Here is an 18,579-nt window from a genome sequence, read left to right on the forward strand (position 1 = left end):
TCCGAAGGAGTTGGACGAGACGGTGCTTACGTCAGTTTGAGCACGGGGGCTGCGTTGCGCGCCGTCTGCGCCAGACTGCTGAGCTGCCTGGCGGTTGCGGTGAGCTGGCTCGCCTGTGACAACGCGGCTTGCGCGGCGGCCGGCAGTTGCCCGACGATGGCCTGCTGCGCGATACCGGAGGCCTGGCTGGCGATAGCGCTGGCCAGGGCGGGGGCGCCCTGCATGGCCTGGCCGGCGATTCCCGCCAATGGGCCGGCGGCGTTCGCGAGACCGGCTGCATTCGTCAACGCGCTGGCACCGGCTGCACTTGCTGCCGCGGGCAGCAAGCCGCCCAGTTGATCTTTGGCAATCGTCGCGTCGGCGGCGCCATTCTGCTGCGGTTGCGCTGGCCAGCGTTCAACGGGGAAGAGGCTGGCATCCTGGCCCTGATCGCGCGGATCATGGCCGAACTTCACTTGAGCCGCACCGGCTGGCAGTCCACTCACGACCATGTGACCGCTGTTGTCGAGCGCGCCGCTCCTGAGCAAGCCGCCGCTTGCGTCGAATACGGAGAACGTGCCGCCTTTCACTGGTTGGCCGTTGGCGTAACGATGCAGCAACTCCAACTGCCCCGGCTGATCCGGCCGCGGGCTCGGCAACGGATACCCCATGCTCGCCGGCCCCGCGAACGTATGCGACGCACCCTTGATATCGATTTTCCCGGGCGCATGAACCTCGACGTTGCCATCCTTGATCCGGATGTATGCTCCGCCGCTCGTCAGCAGAATCCCCTGATCGGCCGCGATCTCGATCCGGTCCGTCGCCGACACCACCTTCACCGCCTTCTGCGCGGTCACCTCGATGTTGTCCGACTGCGCCTGGATCTCCACCTTGCCCTTGCCCGCGAACAGCTTCATCCCCGCGTTCTGCACGAACAGGCTCAGCTTCTGCCCGATGCTCCCGATCAGCGACTTGCCTGCGGCCACGTGCACGCTCTGCCCGCTCGCCACGTTCACGTGATCGTTCGCGACCATGTGCACCGACTGCTGCGTCGACATCCCGATCCCCGACGGGCTGCCGAACAGCATCACCGGCTCCTTGAACGCGTTCGCGTTACCCGTGCCGCCGCCTGCCGTACGCCCGCCCGACGCGCTACCCGATGCGCTGTCCTGCGTCGCATCCGTGAACGCGCGCATCGTGTCCTGCGCGTCCTTCAGGCTTTCCGCCTGATGCTGCTCGCTCACGCCCGACATCGCCTCGACGAGGCTCTCGCCCGTCACGAGCTGCTGCTGCGCTTCCTTCACGTCGAGCGGCTGGCTGTTCGCTGCCTTCGGGTGCGTCGTCACGTACAGGCCCTGGCTCGCCCGCACCGCGCCATACGCATCCGAGCGCAGGTCGAAGCCGCTGCCGAGATACGATCCGCGCGAATTGCCGCTCTGGTCGATGATGTAGCCCAGGTGCAGCAGGCTGTTCGCGCTGCTGCTCATCAGCTGCACGCGGTTCTGCCCGGTCGCGTCGTCCATCACGAGCTGGTTGTAGCCGCCGCCCGAATACTCCTTCGACCGATACCCGGACAGGATCCCGTCGGTATGCCATTGCGGCTGGTTCGCGCCGTTGTACACGCGCCCGACCGCGAGCGGCCGGTCGCAGTCGCCGCCGACGTAGTCGATCAGCACTTCCTCGCCGATGCGCGGCACATGCACGCCGCCGTAGCCGCCGCCCGTATCCGACTGCACGACGCGCACCCAGCACGACGCGTTCTCGTTGCCCGGATTCAAGCGGTCCCACACGAACTGCACGCGAATCCGGTTCAACTCGTCGGTATAGACTTCCTCGCCCTGCGGCCCGACGACGATCGCCGTCTCGAGGTGCATGTCCGGCTTGTGATGCTCGAACGGGCTGCGATACGGCACGCTCACGCGTTGCGCCTCGACTTCGACGAGATAGAAGCCGGCCGAATCGTCATCGTGCGACGGGGTGGTCGGCGTGTTGCCCGACCGGTTCGTCCGGGCCTTGTCGATGTCGCGGTGCAGACTGTGCGGAAAGTCCCGCATGCGAGTGGCAGGCAGGTTGTTTTCGATCCACCACGTCACCGAAATCGTCGCGAATTCGCGTTGGTCCGCCGGGTCGCGATCATGCACGGGATGACCCGACAGCACGAAACGCCGCCCGGCATCGATGGCTCGCGCGCCCCCGACGCCGTGGAACCGTTTGGCGCGCGATTCCCATTCTTCCATGCGGATGTGGGAAAGCCGGTCGCCATGCTGCTGTTGCTGGAAGGTGTACGCGCCGGTGTACTCGTAGATCTCGAGCTGATCGGGCAACTCACCCTGTCCGCCCATCGTCGGCAGTGTCGTGCCTTTCGGGTTCGACGGTTGCGAAGGATTCTTGTAGTCGAACGTGCGTGTCGTGTGCGTGACGCTCTGCAGCGTGCGCGTACCCGACCATTGCGTCAACCCGTCTGCTTCGATGCGGGTTCCGCCTCGGTAAAACGAAACCGTCGTTGGCGACAGCTCCGGACATGCTGCCAGCCTGTCGGTGATCACGAGCGTGTGCGATTGTCCGTCGTCGGCCTGTTCCCAGTAACCGAACAGGCCTTCGCTCTCAAGCAGGCGGTGCACGAAATGCCAGTCAGTTTCGCTCTGCCGGGTGTACGACCGGTTCGGCAGCGTTTGCGACAGTGCGAACCGAAACCGGCCGCGCGCTTCCGGGTGTTGGTTCAGCACGTCGGATACGATGTCGTCGGCCGTCTTATCGATCCAGATCTTCTGATCGCGGCGGAATTTCAGCACGTGCATCCATGCTTGCAGCGTGATCTGATACGTCGTCAGCCCGCCATCCACGCCCAGCTGGCGTGCCGTGTAGATATAGCCATGGATGGGGCGATACTGCCCGTTTACCTGCGAAAGCCAGAGCGTGACGGGTTGCGCGATGAGCTTTTTCAGCTCGATGGCGTTATCGGGCGATACCACGTCCAGCGTGAAAGCATAGTCGCGACCGATTGTCGATCGGCCGACGGCCCGGAGTACCGTCAGCGCGTTTGCACCAAGCGGTGTATCAAGCTTCAACAGCCGGTCCTGCTGAATCAGGCCGCCACGTAGCGCGGCAGCAAGGTTCTGCACGTTCATCGTAAGCCTTTCGTTATATTTGCAGCGCTCTCGGATAGCGTCTGAGGAATGCCCGCGCGATTTTACATCGGTTGCCGTGAGGTGCTTTAGCGAAATGCTGGCGCTGCTCCGGCCTGAGTTTTCTCGGACCACGGCATGCAACACACGTATTCGGTCGATCCGCGATGAAGGGTTCGAAACGCCCGGCGAGCGGGCAACTGATGGCCTGACAGGCGATACGGTCCGTCTTCGTCGATCGTGGCGGCATCGAACCGAAAGCGGTGTGTGGCGCGCCCCGTTTCTCTGTCACGGTCGCGTCATGAGGCGACCATAACGTTGCACGTTCCCGTCGCGGCGGCACTGCCGGACCGGGAACGTGCGCAACCCGCTCGCGACGACGTGCCAGCGTCGCAGGTGGGGGCCGACCGGGATCTCGCTCCCGACGGCGCAGCGGTCATGCATCGCGCCATTTCATTCGAAGATACGATCGACGACGGTTCGAACCGGACCGCGGACGATCAGGAGACAGGGACCATGCTGAGTCCGCATGAATTCTCGATGCTGTTGCGCGTCGCGCGTGCGCCGGACAGCGTCGATCCGTCGAATCCGGCCTTCGCCGTGCTGGTCGAGAAGCGGCTGGTCGACGATACGCAGGTACGCATGAATGCCGTGGCCGCGCGCCCGGCACTGACACCGATCGGCCAGATGCTGCTGGCGCGCTTCGACGAAGCGGCTTGAGGGGAAGCGTCACGCCTTCGTCGAGACGAAGGGCGTGACGCGTTGAAGCGCCGGGCCGCTTACTGCGCGACCGGCACGGTCACGTCGCTGCCGAACCAGTGCATCGAGATCTTCTTCAGCGTGCCGTCCTTGTGCAGCGAATCGAGCGCGTCGTTGATCGCTTTCTCGAACTTCGGATTGCCCTTGCGGAACGGGATCGCCATTTCCTGCTTGCCGCCGTTCAGCACCGCGCCCGCGCGCAGCGGCAGGTTCGACGTCTTGATCATGTACGGCAGCATCAGGCGGTCGTCGAGCGTCGCCTCGATCCGGCCCGCGGCGAGGTCGCGCAGTTTCTCCGGCGCGCCGGGATACGTCTGCACCTCGATGCCCGGCACGGTGCGCGCCATCTGGTCATAGTTGGTGCCGAGCGTCACGCCGAGCTTCTTGCCCTTGAAGTCGTCGAGCGACTTGAAGTTGCGCGAGTCGTCCTTGCGCTGGATCAGTTGGGCGGCCGAGTACGTGTACGGCTGGCTGAAGTCGAGCGCTTCCTTGCGCTGCGGCGTGATCGTGACCTGGTTGACGATCACGTCGAACTTGCCGGCCTGCAGGCCCGCGATGATGCCGCTCCATTCGGTCGGGACGAACTGCGTCTTCACGCCGAGCTTGCCGGCGACCGCGTTCGCGACGTCGACGTCGAAACCTTCGAGTTGCCCCGACGTGCCGCGCGAGTTGAACGGCGGATACGTGCCTTCGAGGCCGACGCGCAGCACGCCGGCTTTCTTCACTGAATCGAGCAGGTCGTCCGCGTGCGCGGCAACGGCCGTGAAGCCGAGGGCCGACGCGAGCAGCAGGCCCGACAGCAGGAACTTCGAACGTTTCATCGCAGATCTCCAGTGGTCAGCGTGGTGTGGGGTGAGCGCCGGCGCCGGGTGGGCGCGGCGGGCCGCAAGACGGGCACGTAGACACTACTCGCAACCGGGCCGCGCCGGAAGTCGAATTGGCCCTGATTGCAATCGATTTCATCGATGTGCGGGACGGCGGGCGTGATTACCGTCCGCCAGCGTGCATGCGGGCTGAGCGGATTCTGCTCGTTTAAAGCAGGTCAGATTTGAGGGCGTGCGAGGTTTTGTCTGTAAAATCGCGCGAGCAAAATCGAATGCTCGCGCCATCCGAGGGCGTGTCAAAAGAAAAAGGCCGTTCATGAACATGCAGAACACAATCGCCGCGTTGCGCGGCGGATTGCTTCAGCAGGACCGGTTGCTGAAGCTCGATACGCCATTGGGGGCCAACGTCCTGACCGTTCAGCGGGCAGTCGGTCGCTCACGTATCGGGCGCGCATACGAGTTCACGCTCGACGTGCTGTCGACCGACAGCGATGTGGAACTTAAAAAGCTGATCGCACAGCCCGTCACGTTGTGGATCCAGCAGGGCGATCTCGGCTACCGGCCGATCAACGGCTACGTGCATACCGCGCGCCGGCTGGGTGCCGACGGTGGGCTCACGACCTATCAGCTCGCGTTCGCCGATTTCACCCACTTCCTGAAGTTCCGTCGCGATCAGCGGCTCTGGAACGACACGACCGTCGACCAGATCATCAGCGACGTGCTGAACCAGCATCCGCAGGCGCAGGGGCATTTCCGCTTCGCGCTGTCGAAGCCGCTGCCGAACCGGTCGTACACGCGCCAGCACGACACCGACTGGCATTTCGTGCATCGGCTGATGGAGAACGAGGGACTCTACTGCGCATGGCAACAGGCCGACGACGGCAAGTCGCACACGCTCGTGATCACCGACAACCTGCAGGCGTTCGCGCCGCTGTCGCCGGAAACCGTGCGCTTTTATCGCGGCGACGCTGCCAGCGAACCCGACGCGTTCACGCAATGGTCGGGCACGCGCACGCTGCAGAGCGTCACGCGTACGACGCGCACGTTCGACTACAAGAATCCTTCGCAGCCGTCGAACCCGAAAGGCACGTCGTTGCCGACGATGGGTGGCCAGGGCGAGTTGCCGGATCAACTCGAAGTCTACGAGTACACGGGCGCTTACACGTATCTCGACCAGACGCGCGGCGACCATCTGACGAAGGTCAAGATGGAAGAGTGGGAGTCACGGGCGAAGCGCTTCCATGCCGCGGGCGGGGTGCGCGCGATCGATGCCGGCCGGCGTTTCACGCTGGCCGATCATCCCGAGCACGATCGTGATCCCGCCGATCAACGCGAATTCGCCGCGATCGAGGTGGCGTGGTGGATCGAGAACAATCTGCCCGTCGCGAGCGACAGCGCGGACTTTCCGTACAGCCTGCGCGAAGCGTTGACGCAGGCACAGGACAACTACGGTACCGATCCCGCGTTTCGCGTGCAGCACGACGACGGATCGGCCGGTTTCTATCTCGTCGAAGTCGAAGCGCAGCGCGTGAGCGTGCCGTATCGCAGCCCGTTCGAACATCACAAGCCGGACATGCATCTCGAGACGGCGATCGTCGTCGGGCCGCAGGGCGAGGAAGTCTATACCGACGAGTTGAACCGGATTCGCGTGCAGTTCGTGTGGGACCGCTTGAATCCGGGCAACGAGAACGCGTCGTGCTGGGTGCGCGTCGTGCAGTCGGATACGGGCGGCGGCTACGGCGGCGTGCATGTGCCGCGCATCGGCGAGGAAGTGCTGATCGACTACGTCGGCGGCGACTGCGACCGGCCGCTCGCGGTCGGGCGCGTGTACAACGGCGCGAACCAGCCGCAATGGCATACCGACGGGATCCTGTCCGGGTATCGGTCGAAGGAGTATTCGGGCGGCGGCTACAACCAGCTCGTGATGGACGACGCGACCGGGCAGAACCGCGTGCAGCTGATGAGCAGCAGCGCGAACAGCCTGCTGCACCTGGGCTACATCATCGACCAGAGCGGCAATTCGCGCGGATCGTATCTCGGCAGCGGCTTCGACCTGCGCTCGGATGCGTATGGCGCGGTGCGGGCGAGCCAGGGCCTGTACGTGACGACGCACCCGAAGGCAGCGAACAGCCAGCCGCTCGACGTGAAGGAAGCGCAGCAGCAGCTCGTGACGGGCGAGAGCCTCGTCGAGGCGATGTCGGGCGTGAGCGAGCAGCATCAGGCGGAAAGCCTGAAGGACGCGCAGGACACGATGCGCGCGTTCACGGATGCGACGCAGGACAGCGCATCGGGTAGCGCGTCGGGCGGGCGTACGGCAGGCGGCGGCACGGGTAACGCGAACGCGTTCAAGGAGCCGGTGATGCTGTTCGGCAGCCCGTCGGGGATCGGGATGTCGACGCAGCAGTCGGTGCACATGGTCGCGAACGATCACGTGAACGTGGCGAGCGGGCAGAGCGTGCACGTGGCCGCAGGCAAGTCGCTGATCGGGAGCATCGGGCAGAAGCTGAGCCTGTTCGTGCAGAACGCGGGGATGAAGCTGTTCGCGGGCAAGGGCAAGGTGGAGATCCAGGCGCAGTCGGACAACATCGAGGTGACCGCGCAGAAGGCGGTGAAGGTGGTGTCGGCGACGGACCGGATCGAGATCGCGGCCGATCAGGGGATTCTGCTGACGAGCGGTGGCGGGTATATCCGCATTCAAGGCGGGAACATCGAGATTCATACGCCGGGCGCGGTGGATGTGAAGGGTGCGTCGCATACGTTCGCGGGGCCGGCGAGCATGGGGTATCCGCTGCCGAGCCCGCGGCCGGATCAGCCGGGGCAACTGGAGTTGTTCCACAAGTATGTGAACGGCGAGGCGGTCAAGGGTGGGTTGTTCACGGTGAAAGACGTGAACGGCGCCGTGCTCAAGAAGGGCGCGCTCGACAACGGCGGGTATACGGTCGTGAGCGGGCTGCCGCCGGGCGCGGTGCGCGTCGAGTTCGGGAAGGATCCGCGCGAGTCGGCACAACCGGCGAATTACTTTAAGCAGGCCCAGTGGCCAGTCGAGCCTGTTGAGCCGTCGCAGCAGGCAGCGCAGGCCACGGCGACGGGGCAACTGGCCAGCCAGTTGCAGGGGATGGCGCCTGCAGCGGCAAAGGCTGCGATGGGGCTCGCGAGTGGCGGGGGAGCAGGTGCTGCGTTGGGCAGCCTTGCGAGCTCCGCATTGCCGGCCGCAGCGAGTGCGTTGGGCGGGGCAGGCGCGGTGTCTGCTTTGCAGACGGCTTCGAGCCTGGGCGACGCCGCGAAGCAAGTGGCCGGAATGGTGCAGGCGGCGCGGCAGGGCGGCCTCGCGGCGCTGGCCGCGCCGGTAGCGAATGCGGCATCCGGGGCGCTGCAGGGCGCTCTGCCGGGTGTTGCCGGGATCGCCGGCAAGGGTGCTACGACAGTGACATCGGCTGCAGGTGCCACCGGCATGAAGCTGCCGACGAGCGGGTTCGGCGGGCCGCTGAAATCCTGAGAGGGCGGCACGTCAGCCGTCTAAAACAACAAATTGCGATTTGAAAGAACAACGACATGGCACAACAACTTCCACCGGGCGCCGAGAAGGAACAGGCCGTTTCCTGGCTCAGCGATATTTCACCGAAAGATGTGGCGGCGGGCGGCGACCGTTTCAATAAGTGGTTGCTCGAAATCAGCGGCAATCACATTTCGTTCGAGGATCTCAAGACCGTTGCAAGTGCGGTGCCGATCATCGGCAACCTGATGGCGTTTTACGACGCGGTTTGCGACATCGTGACGATCGTCCAGAAGCGCCACGCGAATCTGCTCGATTACCTTGGGCTTGCGATCAACCTGATCGGGGTCATTCCGGTTCCGCCGCCGCTGGCATCGTTTCGATTGTCGGCGCGGCCATTGCTCGGGCTCGTGCGCAATCAGTTGCTGGTGACGCGCGGCAACCTCGGGGCGGCGCTTATCTCGGTGCTCGTCACACATGTCAATGCGGCGGCTGCGACTGAAATCGAAAACTTCCTGAAGACCCTGCAGGACGTTCTTGTTGAACTGCTGAACGACTGCGCGCACAAGGCGCAGGAATTGATGGTCGGTATTGCGGACGGACTGGAGCTCGCCCTCAAGGGGAAAATCTTCGACAGTAGCGCCAATGTGCGACGTACTACGCAGATCGCGCAGAAGATGGGCAAGCGATCCTGGTACAACCCGATGCTGGTGGTCGATGCTTTTGAGTACGGCTACGAAGGTTCGATTGCACTCGGCAAGGACGCCGGGAACGCGACGGCAGGGATGGCCGCAAAGCTCGCGCCGGATTCGTGGCTGCAGCCGTTCCGCGATATCGTCGCATTCCTGAAGACCGAGGCACCGAAAGTCGCTAAGGCGATCCGCGATCTGAACGGCAGCGAAGAAGGCAAGATGCTGTGGTTGATCGCGCAGTTGATCGAAGCCGTGGCGCGGGTGCGCGCGCGCGGGAAACTTCATGAGAAGACTGCGGATGTGCCGCCCGGCGGCAAGGGGAGAGCGCAGGCTGATCGTCCTCAGGAACCGCTGGGGATGACTGGGCAGCAAGCGCCGGCGAAAGGAGCGGGCCGAAGTGCTTGCAAGGGATGTCAGGTCGGTGCGTCAGGGGCATCAATCGACTTCGCATTCGGTGACGAGACCTTTACGCACACTGATTTTGAATTGCCCGGAACGACGCCGGTCGTCTGGTCAAGAACATACCGCTCACGGTTGTCCACTTATGATGACGGTCAACTTGGTGCGCGCTGGCTGACACCATACACCACGCGCATTGCTATCAAAGACGACCAGTGGATATATAGCGATGCGGGTGGACGCAGCATCGAATACCGGATGTTGGCTGTTGGCGAAGCATATGATGATCTTGCCGAAAATCTAACGCTGTCACGTCTTGATGAAACGTGGGTCACGATCGCATATGGACATGACGCGTTGTACATCTATGAGCTTCATGGTGATGTATTCAGACTCGCGATGCAAAAGGATCGTATAGGCAATACGATTACTCTCGATTACGATGACCTTGGCCGGCTGACACGGCTGATCGATGCAAGCAGTAACGTGCTGTCGTTCGAACATGACAGACAAGGTCGAATTGTACTTGTCGAGCAAGTATTGAGTGCCGATGAACGTCGCGCACTTGCACGCTATGAATATAGTGCCGAGGGTGATCTTGTACGGGCAGTTGATCGCTATGGCAATGCGTGGAACTATCAGTACAAACATCACCTTATCACTCGCTATACAGATCGTACCGGACGCGGGATGAACCTCGAGTGGGACATTGCCGAACACAACGGCAGTGAGAAGTGTGTGCGCGAGTATGCCGACGACGGAAGTCTCGATATCCGTCTCGCATGGAATCCGAATATTCGTTTAACTTACGTCACTGATGCGCTGGGTCATGTAACCAGGTACTACTACAACATCAACGGTTACGTGTACCGAATCGTATATCCCGACTTGACCGAGGAATGGTTTCGGCGAGATGAGAACAATAATCTCACGATGCACATTCTGCCCAATGGAAGCGTTGAGCAGATGCGCTATGACGCCGGCGGAAACCTGACTCGTCATCAACGTCCCGATGGAAGCGTCGTCGGGATGACCTACGACGATAAAAATCAGATGGTCGGGTTGGTTGACCCGAATGGGCATGCATGGCAGCGTAAGTATGATGATGTCGGAAATCTTGTAGAGGAAATTGATCCGCTCAAGCGTTCGACGAAATACAGCTACGGGAACAACGGGCTACCTGTCCAGATCGTTGATGCAAAGGGAGGCACGAAGTCGCTCGAATACAACCGTGCTGGTCAGCCGATAAGCTACACGGATTGCTCTGGAAAAAAGAGTGAGTGGCGATACGACAATATTGGTCGCGTAGTCGAAGCAAAGGACGCCATGGGTGGAGTGACCACCTATCGGTATGGGGCGAACGGGCAGCCCGCCGAAGTGCGCTCACCATCCGGGGTCGAGCAGTTACATTACGATGCCGAAGGTCGGTTGCTGCGCCATACAGATCAGCTCAATCGCTCGATACGATACAGCTACGACGCAGTCGGTCGAGTCGCGAGCCGTGCGGACGCGCTCGGTCAGACTATTACATATCGATATGACCGTCTCGGCCGTTTGAGCGCATTGGCTGATGCGAATTTTGCGACATATCAGTTTAACTACGATTCGGCGGGGCGGCTGATAGAGGAAATAGGCTTCGACGGGAAATCGACACGCTACGAATACGAACAGACGAGCGGTAGTCTCGTCGCGATAAATGAAGCGGGGTGTGTGACCTCGATAGACATCGACGCAAGCGATCGCTTGCTAAGGCGCGTCGCAGGAGAAAGTGAGGAGCGTTTTGCCTATGACCAGAGTGGTCGACTGATCGAGGCATCAAATCGACATAGTCGCTTGCAGCGCTTTTTTGATCCTGTAGGCAATATTGTGCGAGAGCATCATGCATATAACCTGCTTGGTGCACGGCGCAGCTACGTTTGGCATTACGAATACGACGAGCTGGGCAATCGCCGGCGAACTGTTCGTCCGGATGGACATGCAATCGACTGGCTGATGTATGGCACGGGGCACATGCACGGAATGCTGTTCGACAGTGAGGAGCGGATCCAGATCGAGCGGGATGACTTGCATCGTGAAACGCTCCGAATGTTGCCGAGCAAGATCGGGCAGCGCACAGTGTATGACTCCGCGGGGCGCGTGTCGCTGCAGAGGATTCAGAAGGCGACTTCGCCTGCGTCGCTATCCGAGCGGCGGTATCGTTACGATGCCGCGGGGCAACTGTCGCGAATAGAAGACAGCCGTAAGGGCGGAATCGATTACCGGTACGACCCAGTCGGACGCTTGATGGAGGCGATCAGCCCGGTCGCGAACGAGCGCTTCGTATTCGATCCGGCGAGCAACATCATGGACCATTCCAAGCAGACGGCGGCGCCGTTGCGGTCGAGCCCGGTTCAACCGGACAGTACGTTGCCCGCCGAGGTACCCAAGGTGCTTGGGAATTTGCTGAAAGCATATGCAGGAATGCACTTCGAGTATGACGCGCGCGGAAATCTGATTCGCAAAAGCACTCCGGCTGGAAAGCAGGAATACGAGTGGGACGAGTTCAATCGCTTGCTGACGGCGCGGGTCACCGAATCGACGCGACAGCGCCATGCACGATATTTTTATGATGCGTTCGCGCGTCGAATCGCGAAGGAAGTGGACGGCGAACTGACAGTATTCGGCTGGGATGGCGATACGCTGGCGTATGAAAGCAATGATGCCTGCGGTACTCACTATATCTACGAGCCGGGGTCGTTCGTGCCGATGGTGCAATATATTGCCGAACCCGTAGTTGGCGTTGCTACACCGGAATTGAAGAGCACCGATCGATATGTGCCAGAGGATGACATATTGCAGAAGGTACCGGAGCGTCAGTCTGACGCTAAGCTGTTCTATTACCACTGTGATCAGATCGGTACGCCACAGTTGATGACAGACGAATCGGGAGATGTGGTCTGGGAGGCGTCGTATAGGGCCTGGGGGGATGCGCAGGAAGTCATTGCGCGGGCGTCGAAGGCGGCCGGAATCGCGCCAAAGAATCCCCTGAGATTCCAGGGGCAGCAGATTGATGACGAAACGGGGCTTGCCTACAACCGTCACCGGTACTACGACTCACATACCGGGCGATTTATTTCAAGTGATCCTATTGGACTTGCGGGGGGGATGAACGCGTACGCTTATGCGCCCAATCCTGTCGCATGGACGGACCCGGGCGGATTGAAGTCATATGTCGCCAATTGGGAGCAGGCCGCTGGTCAAAGCGTGCCAAATGGTTTTGAGATTCATCACATTATTCCACAAGGGTTGACCGATAAGGTGAAGGAGATTTGCAAGGGCTACGATCAGGATAGCGCAAGTAACCTTATTGCCCTGCCGAGTCATGAAACCCTGGTTCCTGCGAGAAGTTCGAAGTACATTGGGAAGTCTGTCCACGCTGGGAACCATCCGGTGTATACGGCAGCGGTTCTTGCAGAAATACAGGCCGTAAAGAGGATTCCTGGTCTGACTCCTTGTGCAAAGGTGGTCGCGATTCAAGAGGCAATGCGCGCAAAACTTCGACAGGGAACGCCTATTCATAAGAATCGAGGCGCTACAACGTCACTTTTTGGAATGGGAAATGACTGATCTAAAAATTGGTGTGAATGATATTTTGATGATTGTTCGATCCGATGGTTTTATGAAACCATCGGCTGCGCCTAATTTGAATATTCCGAGCGTTGTGCTACATGATAAGGTTGCTCTGCTTCAGGGTGTTTCCGGTAGATCGGGAGGTGACGAGGCTTCGGATTTTGGGTGGCGTGAATGGGTCGAATTGAAAGAAAATATCTCCTTGCCAATTCAGAATAAATTCTACGGCAGAGATGATCTCGATGTTGCTAAGTGGGGTGGCGACGTAGACAGACTTGGGGATGAAATCTTGAGTCGTCTGGATCCTCAGGGATTGCGACTGCTGGTCGATGAGATCTTGCAGGATTTCACTGTTTTAATGATGCTTCCTTCTGGCGAGAGGGAGGTGGATTCATTGTTCTATGCAATTTTTGCTTCGTATCAGCAAGGATATTTGCCGTGTGGCTGGGATGGTAGTTACCCGGTTGGTCGACTGAAGTTATTCGGAGGGTAAATGAAGATCAGTGGAGCTGAAATTGTGAGCTATCTCGGTGAGGATAGAAAGCTCATTGGTGAAAGGCTTTTGGGTAAAGTGTCGTCATTTGAGGTTGAGGAAAACAAAGGGCGGGAGTATATCAATCTTAAAAAGCTGGGTGTTGTGCTTGCGCTCTCGGGGGACGGGGTGGTAAAGAAACTGACCGGCGTCAGGTTTCATAGAAATCACCCATTTCTTCAAGGATTTTCTCCATATTTGGGTGATTTGCCATTTGGGATATCGTTTGATATGACGCTCGATGATCTAAGTGGTGCTCTTGGTCAACCGAATGCCGTGGATAAGGATGGTAATGTGCTTGTTTCGGCGGCCTGGAGTAAGGATGGTGTCGATATTTTTGCATATTTCGACGATGAGACGGAAGAAATACACACATTCGGATTTTATAGGGAATAGTTTTTAATTTCGTATTTTTCGGAGGGGTAATTCGATTTGGGTAAGATGGATTGCTCTTTCTCCTTTCATCGAGGCGGCTTGTGAGTTGTAGTCATGTTTGCGTCCGACAGGCGCATCGATTCCGCACGGCATTGGCGTGCCGTGGCTCCGGACGAGTTCGCATGCTGGATTGAAGCTTTTGACTTCGTGTATTTCGGGGAGCCGATATAAGGTCGCTTCGTTAGGGGCATTCGGTCCGTCGCATTACCCGTGCCACTGGCTTCGTCAAACGAGGAGTCCGATCGCGAGCGACTTGACCGGCAACAACGGCGTGCGGATCTCACGGGTACGAAATTGGCATAATCACGGCTCGCTGCACGAGCGCGGTAGTAACCACGCGCGTGCGCCGTTACGTAATCGGAGGCGGAGAAGTGGGCGATTCGCCACCTCGATCCACGCCCCGACGCATTTGCCTCAGCTATAACCGCACCACCCATGTTGATTACTTCCGTGACTGAAGCATCTCTGAAACACATCCTCGAACGCCCGGGCGACTTCGCCGGTTGGCTCCACTTGCCACCCATGCCGTGGACGCTCGATACCGAAGGCATGTTCTCGGAAGACTCCAAGGACGCGGACGACGACGCTGTACCTGCCATCGCGAATCAACCCGGCTGGCAGATCACCTTGGACAGCGCGACGATCGAGGACATCGTGATCAACGCGCATGACCAGATCGACGAACCGACGCTCGCTCAGTTGTTCGACGCGTTCGTGTTCTACGTCGACAACGACGCGTTCATCCTGTTCTGACGTCACACCGCGAGCACGCCACAAACAAAAAAGGACCGCCAAGCGGTCCTTTTTTCATGAAGCATCAGCGCCGGAACGACGCTCACCCCTCAAGGCAACGAAATCGTCAAATTAGCCGACTCTGGCCCGACCTTGATGACTTGGGAATAAGGCGCCAGCGCCTGCAGCGTCTTGTCCTTGAGATACGTGTTGAGCCCGAGATACCCGAGCAGCGCGACCAGCGCGAACACGGCCCCAATCGCCCAAACCGGCACTTCACGCTTGAGTCGATGCGCGATCTGATCCGGCAGCGGCCAATGCGGCGCAAACGCGGCCCGCTTACCCTTCATATGCGCGATCTCATCGCCCAGCCGCGCGGTGAGGTAAGCCAGCTTCTCCGGCCCCTCGAGCAGATACTTCCCCTGGAACCCGAGCAGCAGGCACATATGAAACACCTCGAGCGACTGCAGCCGCGCCGCACCCTGCGCGCGACATTCCTCGAGATACTGGAAGAACTTCTCGCCCGCGAGCTGCTCGCCGAACAGCACGAGCTGCAGCGGTCGGCGCTCCCACTCCGTGCGGATCTTGAACTGCGACGACAGCACCATCTCGTCGATCGCCGCGCAGAACGCGAACTTCGCGCCGTACACGTCTTCAGCCGCGATATTCAGCTTCTTCGCGCCGCGCTCGAAGTCCGACAGGAATTCCTGGATGCGCGTGCTGAACTCGCCCGCGCTCTCCGGCTCCCGCCCGTTCTTGAGCAGGAACAGCATGAAGAACCCGTCGTACAGCAGGTCGAGCAGCGAACGGGCCTGGAACGAGGCGTCGGTCGACGCCGGCGTGTGCAGCGGGGCCGGCGCGTTGTCGCCGAACAGGGAAGGCGCGTAGCTCATGATGTGACCGCGATCAGTTCGAATTTCAGGTCATTGATGCCAGTCGGCGCGTAGATCATCGCGGACTGGGCCTGCAGCATGCGCTCGTACAGCGGGCTACGCGAATCGAGCGCGAAGTAGCATGCGCCGGGGCGCACCGGAATCGCGGGCGGCACCTGCGGCGTGTACGAAAGCCGCACGCCGGGCATGGCCGACAGCACGAGCTTGTCGACGTCGTCGGGCGCGCCGACCTTGAAGCGGGCCGGCACCGCATCGACGAGCTCGACGCTCGGCATGTCCGCGGACACCGCCAGGTAGAACTCGGTCTTGTCGTCGATCTTGCCGGAATCGAGGCGGCCGAGGTGGAACGACGGGCGCACCTCGTCGAGCGTGATCGCGAAGTAGCGCGTCGAGATCACGGTGTCGAGCAGCTCGCGCAGCATCAGGTCGAGACGCGCGAAGCTCGGGCCCGGATCATCGTGGCGGTACACCGGCAGGTCGGCGAGCGTATAGCCCTTCGAGAACGTCATCAGCTGGCCTGCGAGGCGCAGCAGTTCCTGGAACAGCCGCTCCGGATGCAGCGCCGAATGCTGGTGCAGGTGTGCGAGCGTCGCGAACGCGGCGTTCGCGGTGTGCAGCAGCCAGAACGACGCGATGTCGCCCGAGCGGAATTCGATGATGTTCTTCGACGGCTCGCGGTGGAAGCCGTACAGCGCGTTCACCTTCGCCTGCAGCGCGTCGACGAGCTGGCGCAGCCGCTGGTGGAGGATCGGCGACGCGTCGATCGCGAGGCACGGCGGCACGAAGCTGTCGTCGATCTCGAAGCCGGACGTCGCGGTGCGGCGCACGCGCACGAGCGGCACCGACAGCAGCTGGTCGCGCGGTTCGCTGTGCGCGATCAGCTTGACCTGCGTCTTCAGGAACGTGATGTCGGCTTCGGCGGCGTCGGTGAAGTTGTCGCCGACGCTCGTCTGCTCGCTGACGAAGCGCGTCATGAAGCCGGCGGCCGGATCGTCGCTGTAGTTGGTGCCGTTCTCGCGCAGCGGGTGCAGCGCGAGATAGAACACGAATTCGTTGATGCCGTCAGGCAGCGTGTCCAGCGCGATCGGCGGCGGCAGGTCGTCGGCCTGCGGCGCGGCATACAGCGCGCCGTCCGGGAACACGAGCGCAAGCTCGGCCACCCGCAGCACGTTGCTGCCGAGCGCATCGCGGTCGATGCGCACCGAGCGCACGCCCCAGTTGTACGGCTGGATCGCCTGGATCGATTCGAACAGGCGCGCTTCGTGGTACGCGTCCTGTCGCTGAAAGTGTTGAGGCCGGAGGAACAGCCCTTCCCCCCACAGCACCTTGGCCGAATAACTCATGTCAAATCCGGTTAATGTCGCGTTGCGATGTAATCGATTTGTTCGTGCCCGAATTAAATCGCCAATTGTTAACTCTTGTTAATTGACATTCGTGCGTCATTGTTTAACCGCAGGAGACCGAAGAAAGCAAATTCAGCGGTTGTGAAGGCGCACCCTGTTGCGGTGCGATGACAGTGCCGTCGGTGACCGTCATCGCGCAATTATGCAGGCCGATGATTATGCCGGATTTCTCCGACTTCACCGGGTCGAACGTCAGTTTCCATCGTTGTAAGGCGGGATCGCGGAACAGCGCGACGATGCCGAATGCCTGCGCTTCGCGCGAAACCTTCTCGGTCGCCGTATAGCGCTGGCCCGGAATCAGCGTGATTTCACGCACGTTCAGCAGATCCGCACCCAATGCGGCCTTTTCCTTGGTCGGATCCGTGAATGCGTCGAACGGCGCCTGCTGGAACGACGTCGGGTCCTTCAGCGTATAGAGCCGCACGACGAGCGCGAGCGGCTTGTGGTCGGTTGCGGCATTCAGGTTCGGCGCGGCGGCCAGCGTGATGCCGAGGTTGCGCGGCGGCTTCTGCGCGTCGGGCACCTCGGGCTTGCCGATGCCGGCCGCGGACATCACGGCGCTCGCGGCCGAGCCGAGCAGCGGGGCGGCCGCGCATCCGGCCAGAAGCGCGCAGGCAACCAGTGGCAGCGCGTAGCGAATCATCAACGATCTCATCGTATTTCCGGCGGGCTGCCTTTTATCCCTGTCAAATCTGCCGGGTATTTCCGCGTTCGCTGCGTGTCCCCGGCATTGCACTGTTCAACTATTAAGCACGCCCGCGTCGAGGCAGGCGCCCGGAAATTTTTGCCACCGTCCGGGCGGCGCGTCGCGAAACCAGTAAAACTTGCCCGTTCCGGCCGAAAGAAAAATCGCTGCGAGCCCGCTGCGAGAGGCCATTGGAGGGGGTAGCGCCCGGTTTTAAAAGGAATTACTCTTCACACGACGATTGAATTATGAAAAATTGATCGGTACTATACCCGCGCGCTTCTTGCAAAGCAAAAGAACCAGATTCTCAACGATTTAAAACTCACGCGCCGGTGGATATAACGATGAAAGACCGTCTCTTCGCAAAACTGTCTGGGGTAGTAGTGGCTTGCGGCGTGATCGCAGGTTGTGCGAGCCAGCCTCCGGCGCCGCCGACTGCCGAAGTGTTCAACAAGTCGCTGGCGGATGCGGACGCAGTTGCGAAGGCGGGGGACCAGGACAAGGCGCTCGGCCTGTATCAGCAGCTCGCGAAGTCGGATCCGACGCGCGAAGAGCCGTGGTCGCGCATCGCGCAAATCCAGTTCGCCCAGAACCATTACGGCCAGGCAATCGTTGCCGCGCAGGAAGCGCTGCAGCGCGACGCGACCGATCGTCAGGCGAAGAGCGTGCTGGCCGTGGCCGGCCTGCGGATCGCGACGCAGTCGCTCGGCGAGCTGCGCCAGGATTCGTCGCTCGCGGGTGACGCGAAGTCGGATGCGCAGGCGCTCGCGAAGCAGCTGCGCGACACGCTGGGCGAATCGGCGCTGTTCCCGCCGGAAACGAAGGTCGTGAAGCCGCGCCAGACGCGCCGTGTCGTTCATCGTGCGAAGACCGGCGGTGCACCGGCGGCCGAAGCAGCGGCGACCAGCACGCCGACGCCGCCCACCACGCCGCAAAAGGGCGGCGCCGACCCGTTCGGCGCACTGCGCAACTGACCGCAAGACTGACGCGATAACCACAACTAACCTGGGAGCCGTCGA

General features: G+C 61.0%; 12 protein-coding genes. 7 read left to right on the forward strand and 5 right to left on the reverse strand.

The genetic code is table 11. The features are described from left to right. Window positions 1-26: 26 nt before the first annotated feature. Window positions 27-3,107, reverse strand: a complete 3,081-nt coding sequence (locus tag CFB45_RS02090; RefSeq protein ID WP_089424349.1) for a type VI secretion system Vgr family protein — start codon at window positions 3,105-3,107, stop codon at window positions 27-29. 513 nt (window positions 3,108-3,620) lie between these two features. Between CFB45_RS02090 and CFB45_RS02095 the strand changes: the two genes are divergently transcribed. Continuing rightward, window positions 3,621-3,824: a hypothetical protein gene (locus CFB45_RS02095; protein ID WP_011350748.1), complete on the forward strand. Its 204-nt coding sequence runs from the start codon at window positions 3,621-3,623 to the stop codon at window positions 3,822-3,824. Window positions 3,825-3,883: 59 nt separating this feature from the next. Here the strand turns inward: CFB45_RS02095 and CFB45_RS02100 are convergent, their stop codons facing one another. Beyond that, window positions 3,884-4,684 (reverse strand): transporter substrate-binding domain-containing protein, encoded by an 801-nt coding sequence (locus CFB45_RS02100; RefSeq protein ID WP_089424350.1) that lies wholly within the window; start codon window positions 4,682-4,684, stop codon window positions 3,884-3,886. A 319-nt stretch (window positions 4,685-5,003) separates the two neighbouring features. Between CFB45_RS02100 and CFB45_RS02105 the strand changes: the two genes are divergently transcribed. The 5 genes from CFB45_RS02105 to CFB45_RS02115 all read left to right on the forward strand — a co-directional run bounded on the left by CFB45_RS02105 (window position 5,004) and on the right by CFB45_RS02115 (window position 14,600). Next, complete coding sequence (locus CFB45_RS02105; RefSeq protein ID WP_089424351.1) at window positions 5,004-8,183, forward strand: type VI secretion system Vgr family protein; 3,180 nt, start codon at window positions 5,004-5,006, stop codon at window positions 8,181-8,183. A 56-nt stretch (window positions 8,184-8,239) separates the two neighbouring features. After that, on the forward strand, window positions 8,240-12,877 hold the full coding sequence (locus tag CFB45_RS02110) for an RHS repeat-associated core domain-containing protein (RefSeq protein WP_089424352.1): 4,638 nt from the start codon (window positions 8,240-8,242) through the stop codon (window positions 12,875-12,877). Further along, window positions 12,870-13,373, forward strand: a complete 504-nt coding sequence (locus CFB45_RS38135; protein WP_144025154.1) for a hypothetical protein — start codon at window positions 12,870-12,872, stop codon at window positions 13,371-13,373. Before CFB45_RS02110 ends, CFB45_RS38135 begins: the two co-directional genes overlap by 8 nt. Continuing rightward, window positions 13,374-13,808, forward strand: coding sequence for a hypothetical protein (locus CFB45_RS38140; protein WP_144025155.1), 435 nt, complete (start codon window positions 13,374-13,376; stop codon window positions 13,806-13,808). A gap of 474 nt (window positions 13,809-14,282) precedes the next feature. After that, complete coding sequence (locus tag CFB45_RS02115; protein ID WP_089424353.1) at window positions 14,283-14,600, forward strand: DUF7716 domain-containing protein; 318 nt, start codon at window positions 14,283-14,285, stop codon at window positions 14,598-14,600. An 89-nt stretch (window positions 14,601-14,689) separates the two neighbouring features. On the opposite strand, the gene icmH is transcribed toward CFB45_RS02115, so the two are convergent. The 3 genes from icmH to tssJ form a co-directional block, all read right to left on the reverse strand. Next, entirely contained in the window at window positions 14,690-15,472 is a 783-nt protein-coding gene (icmH, locus tag CFB45_RS02120; RefSeq protein ID WP_089424354.1) for a type IVB secretion system protein IcmH/DotU, read from the reverse strand. Further along, entirely contained in the window at window positions 15,469-16,815 is a 1,347-nt protein-coding gene (gene tssK, locus CFB45_RS02125; RefSeq protein ID WP_039352024.1) for a type VI secretion system baseplate subunit TssK, read from the reverse strand. The genes icmH and tssK overlap by 4 nt, the downstream gene beginning before the upstream one ends. A 103-nt stretch (window positions 16,816-16,918) precedes the next feature. Then, window positions 16,919-17,530 carry a type VI secretion system lipoprotein TssJ gene (gene tssJ, locus CFB45_RS02130; protein WP_089424355.1) on the reverse strand — a complete coding sequence of 204 codons (612 nt, stop codon included), beginning with the start codon at window positions 17,528-17,530 and terminating at the stop codon, window positions 16,919-16,921. A 374-nt stretch (window positions 17,531-17,904) separates the two neighbouring features. On the opposite strand from tssJ, the gene CFB45_RS02135 reads away from it, so the two are divergent. After that, window positions 17,905-18,534 carry a tetratricopeptide repeat protein gene (locus tag CFB45_RS02135; protein WP_089424356.1) on the forward strand — a complete coding sequence of 210 codons (630 nt, stop codon included), beginning with the start codon at window positions 17,905-17,907 and terminating at the stop codon, window positions 18,532-18,534. Window positions 18,535-18,579: the final 45 nt, after the last annotated feature.

This window comes from Burkholderia sp. HI2500 (genome assembly GCF_002223055.1).
Taxonomy (GTDB): domain Bacteria; phylum Pseudomonadota; class Gammaproteobacteria; order Burkholderiales; family Burkholderiaceae; genus Burkholderia.